The organism is Bradyrhizobium sp. (assembly GCF_049691595.1).
Classification (GTDB): Bacteria; Pseudomonadota; Alphaproteobacteria; order Rhizobiales; family Xanthobacteraceae; genus Bradyrhizobium.
The window spans coordinates 1-3350 of record NZ_JBAVNZ010000245.1; the positions used below are offsets into that span (position 1 = coordinate 1).

General features: G+C 65.6%; 5 protein-coding genes. 3 read left to right on the plus strand and 2 right to left on the minus strand.

Features of this window, described 5'->3' with window-relative positions; translation table 11 throughout:
* Positions 1 to 81 precede the first annotated feature (81 nt).
* Complete coding sequence (locus WCE35_RS10995) at positions 82 to 816, minus strand: methyltransferase domain-containing protein (protein WP_424593363.1); 735 nt, start codon at positions 814 to 816, stop codon at positions 82 to 84.
* Positions 817 to 948: 132 nt separating this feature from the next.
* Between WCE35_RS10995 and gloB the strand changes: the two genes are divergently transcribed.
* The 3 genes from gloB to WCE35_RS11010 all read left to right on the plus strand — a co-directional run bounded on the left by gloB (position 949) and on the right by WCE35_RS11010 (position 2908).
* The gene (gene gloB, locus WCE35_RS11000) at positions 949 to 1716 is read left to right on the plus strand and encodes a hydroxyacylglutathione hydrolase (protein ID WP_424593364.1); all 768 of its coding nucleotides are present in this window, start codon (positions 949 to 951) and stop codon (positions 1714 to 1716) included.
* Entirely contained in the window at positions 1716 to 2150 is a 435-nt protein-coding gene (locus WCE35_RS11005; protein WP_424593365.1) for a cupin domain-containing protein, read from the plus strand. Before gloB ends, WCE35_RS11005 begins: the two co-directional genes overlap by 1 nt.
* A 77-nt stretch (positions 2151 to 2227) precedes the next feature.
* On the plus strand, positions 2228 to 2908 hold the full coding sequence (locus tag WCE35_RS11010) for a flavin reductase family protein (RefSeq protein ID WP_424593366.1): 681 nt from the start codon (positions 2228 to 2230) through the stop codon (positions 2906 to 2908).
* Here WCE35_RS11010 and WCE35_RS11015 read toward each other — a convergent pair.
* A partial coding sequence (locus WCE35_RS11015) for an EamA family transporter (RefSeq protein ID WP_424593367.1) occupies positions 2905 to 3350 on the minus strand: 446 nt, incomplete at its 5' end. The two genes, WCE35_RS11010 and WCE35_RS11015, sit on opposite strands and share 4 nt — an antisense overlap.

Consider the following 3350-nt stretch of genomic DNA (forward strand, 5'->3'; position numbering starts at 1 on the left):
CAGCATGGCCGCCCCGGCCGCGCCGGGCGACGACTTCAATCCGGGGAATGAGTAACGACCGCGCCGCGTGAGCGACGCGCTTCAGCCCCGCGTCGCCGTCGATGACGGCACCAGCACCGGCTGCAGCGACGGAATCAGCCGCGTGCGTTCGCGATGCGCGGGGATCGCGCGATAGACCTGCTTGGTGGCTTCCACGATGTGGACGCCTGCGAACGGCAGCGACAGCGCCGCGCCGACGCGCTCCCATGCCATCGCCGAACGCAGGAACCAGCTGTTTCCCACCGGCGGCAGGAACAGCGCCTCGCCCCACGCCGTCGGCGTGAACCAGGTCTGCCGCAGGAGCTGGGTGATCTGCGCACGCGAATAGGGCCGGCCGTGACCGAACGGCGTGTTGTCGGAACGTGTCCAAACCCCGCGCCGATTGGGAATCACCGCGATCAGGCGGCCGGACGGCGCCAGCACGCGCCAGACCTCGCGCAGCAGCCGTTCCGGATCGTCGGACATTTCCAGCGCATGGACCAATAGAATACGGTCGACCGCCGCGTCCGGCAGCGGCATCGAAAATTCATCGATCAGGGTGGCCAGCGCCGGCCGCGCCGTCGGCCATTTCAGCACGCCCTGCGCCGCCGGCATGAAGGCGAGGCAGCGTTCTGAGTCTGCGCGAAACAGGCCGAGATAGGGCGTCGGATAGCCGAGCCCGAGCACCCGCAGGCCCGCGGCGTTCGGCCAGCGCGCGCGGATGCCGCGACTGATCAATTGCCGCGCCACCATGCCGAGGCGCTTCGAATAGAAATCGCGGAGATCGATGACGTCCATGGGATCAATCTAACATGCCGGCCTTCGATGCGGATCGCGGAAAATGGCATTGCAGCCTGAGCGTTAACGCCATATTTCCCGCTGATAAAGGGCGTGTTAGCGTTACCGCCCTTGTCTGTTCGTGGAGCTGTCATGGCCGCCGAAATTCGCCTGTTCACCTGCCTCTCCGATAATTTCGGTTACCTGATCCATGACCCCGCGACCAAGGCGACCGCCTCGATCGATGCGCCGGAGGCCGCGCCGATCATCCAGGCGCTCGGACGCGAAGGCTGGACGCTGACCGATATTCTCATCACCCATCATCACGGCGACCATGTCGGCGGGGTCGCCGAGCTGAAGCAGAAATACAACTGCCGCGTCGTGGCCCCGCACGACAAGTCGGCCAAGATCGGCAATGTCGACCTGCGCGTCAGCCATGGCGATGTCATCAAGGTCGGCAACCTGCTGGCGCGGGTCCTGGAAACCCCGGGCCATACGCTCGACCATGTCTCTTACGTGTTCGACGGCGAGAAGGCGGTGTTCGCCGCCGACACGCTGTTCTCGATCGGCTGCGGGAGGGTGTTCGAGGGCACCCATCCCATGATGTGGGACTCGCTCTTGAAGCTGCGCGCCCTGCCGGATGATTTCAGGCTTTACTGCGGCCACGAATATACCGCCGCCAACGTCAGGTTCGCGCTCACGGTCGAGCCCGATAACGCCGCGCTGAAAGCCCGCGCCGCGGAGGTGACGCGGCTGCGCGCCGACAACAAGCCGACGATCCCGACGCTGCTCGGCGAGGAGAAAAAAGCCAACGTGTTCCTGCGCGCCGACGAGCCTGCGGTGGCCGCCAGTCTCCACATGAAGGGCGCCGGCGCGGCTGAGGTGTTCGGCGAATTGCGCGAGCGCAAGAACAAATCCTGATGACGCCGGCGACGACCGCTGCCGAGATCATCGCGCGGCTGGAACTGAAGCCGCATCCCGAAGGCGGATATTATCGCGAAACGTTTCGCGATGGTGCCACCGATGCCGGCGGGCGCGCGCGATCGACGGCGATCTATTTCCTGCTGGCGCGCGGCCAACGCTCGCACTGGCACCGCATCGACGCGGTCGAGGTCTGGCACTATTATGCCGGCGGCGCGCTCACCTTGCAGATCGCCGGTGCCGGCGGCACGCGCAGCGTCCGCCTCGGTCCCGATCTCGCCGCCGGCGAAGTGCCGCAGGCGATCGTTCCCGTGCATGCCTGGCAATCCGCCGAGAGCCGCGGCGACTGGACACTGGTCGGCTGCACCGTCGCGCCGGGATTCGATTTTGCGACATTCGAATTGGCGGCGAAGGACTGGTCTCCTTCGCGCTGAAAAAACATCATCGGGAATCGGGTGGGTTTCGCGCGCCTGCGCCGATAGCTTCGGCTATCAGAAAACAGGAGCGGAAGATGCACGGGACTGCCAGCGTTGCAAATCAGATCGAACCGGCGATTCTCTATTTCGGGACGCCGGTGGTTTTGATCGGCTCGACCAATGAGGACGGTTCGTACAATCTGGCGCCGATGTCGTCGGCATGGTTTGTCGGCTGGCGCTGCATGCTCGGACTCGCGCGCAATTCGAAGACCACCGCGAACATGATTCGCACCGGCGAATGCGTGCTCAATCTGCCATCGGCGGATCTTGTCGCCGCGGTCGATCGTCTCGCGCGGACCACCGGTTCGGATCCGGTGCCTCCGGGCAAGATCATGCGGGGCTACCGGCACGAGAAGGACAAATTCGGCGTGAGCGGCCTGACGGCGCTGCCGGGTGAAACCGTCGCCGCGCCGCGCGCGATGGAATGCCCGGTGCAAATCGAGGCCAAGGTCGCCCATGTCCACGAGCTGGCGCAGGAGGATGCGGTGTGGCGCGGCAATCTCACGGCGATCGAGGTGCGCGTGACGCGCGTGCATGCGCATCCGCACATCATGATGGAGGGCGAGCCCGATCGCATCGATCCCGACAAATGGCGGCCGCTGATCATGAGTTTTGCGCAGTTCTACGGCCTGACGCCTGCGAAGTTGCAGCGCTCCGAGCTCGGACAAATTCCGGAAATGATGTACAAGCCGCCGGGCTGGCGGCCGACGGTCTAGTACCGCCTCCAGATCATGTCCTTCGCGGCGATCAGCCCGCCGCCGGCAATCAGTATCGCCGATAGCGCAATGTTCGCGCTCGGCTTCGCAAAGCCAGCCATAATCAGAAACGCGGTCGACAGCAGCGGTGTCGCGTAGGAGGCGGCGCCGAGCACGCGGATGTCGCCGCGCTTCATCCCGATGTCCCATGCAAAGAACGCGGCGCCGACCGGGCCAATACCGAGCGCGATGACCGCGAGCCATTGCGTGGCCGTGTCGGGCCAGATGGTGGTCTCGACCATCGCATGCACGATGGCCGCCAGCACCGCGGTGGCGAGGCAAAAGCCCGCGACCGCGTCGGTCGGCACCGCCTTGAGCCGGCGCGACATCACCGAATAGGCGGCCCAGACAAAGGCGGCGACGAAGGCCGCGACCAGCCCGGGTATTTGGCCGGGCGTAACGC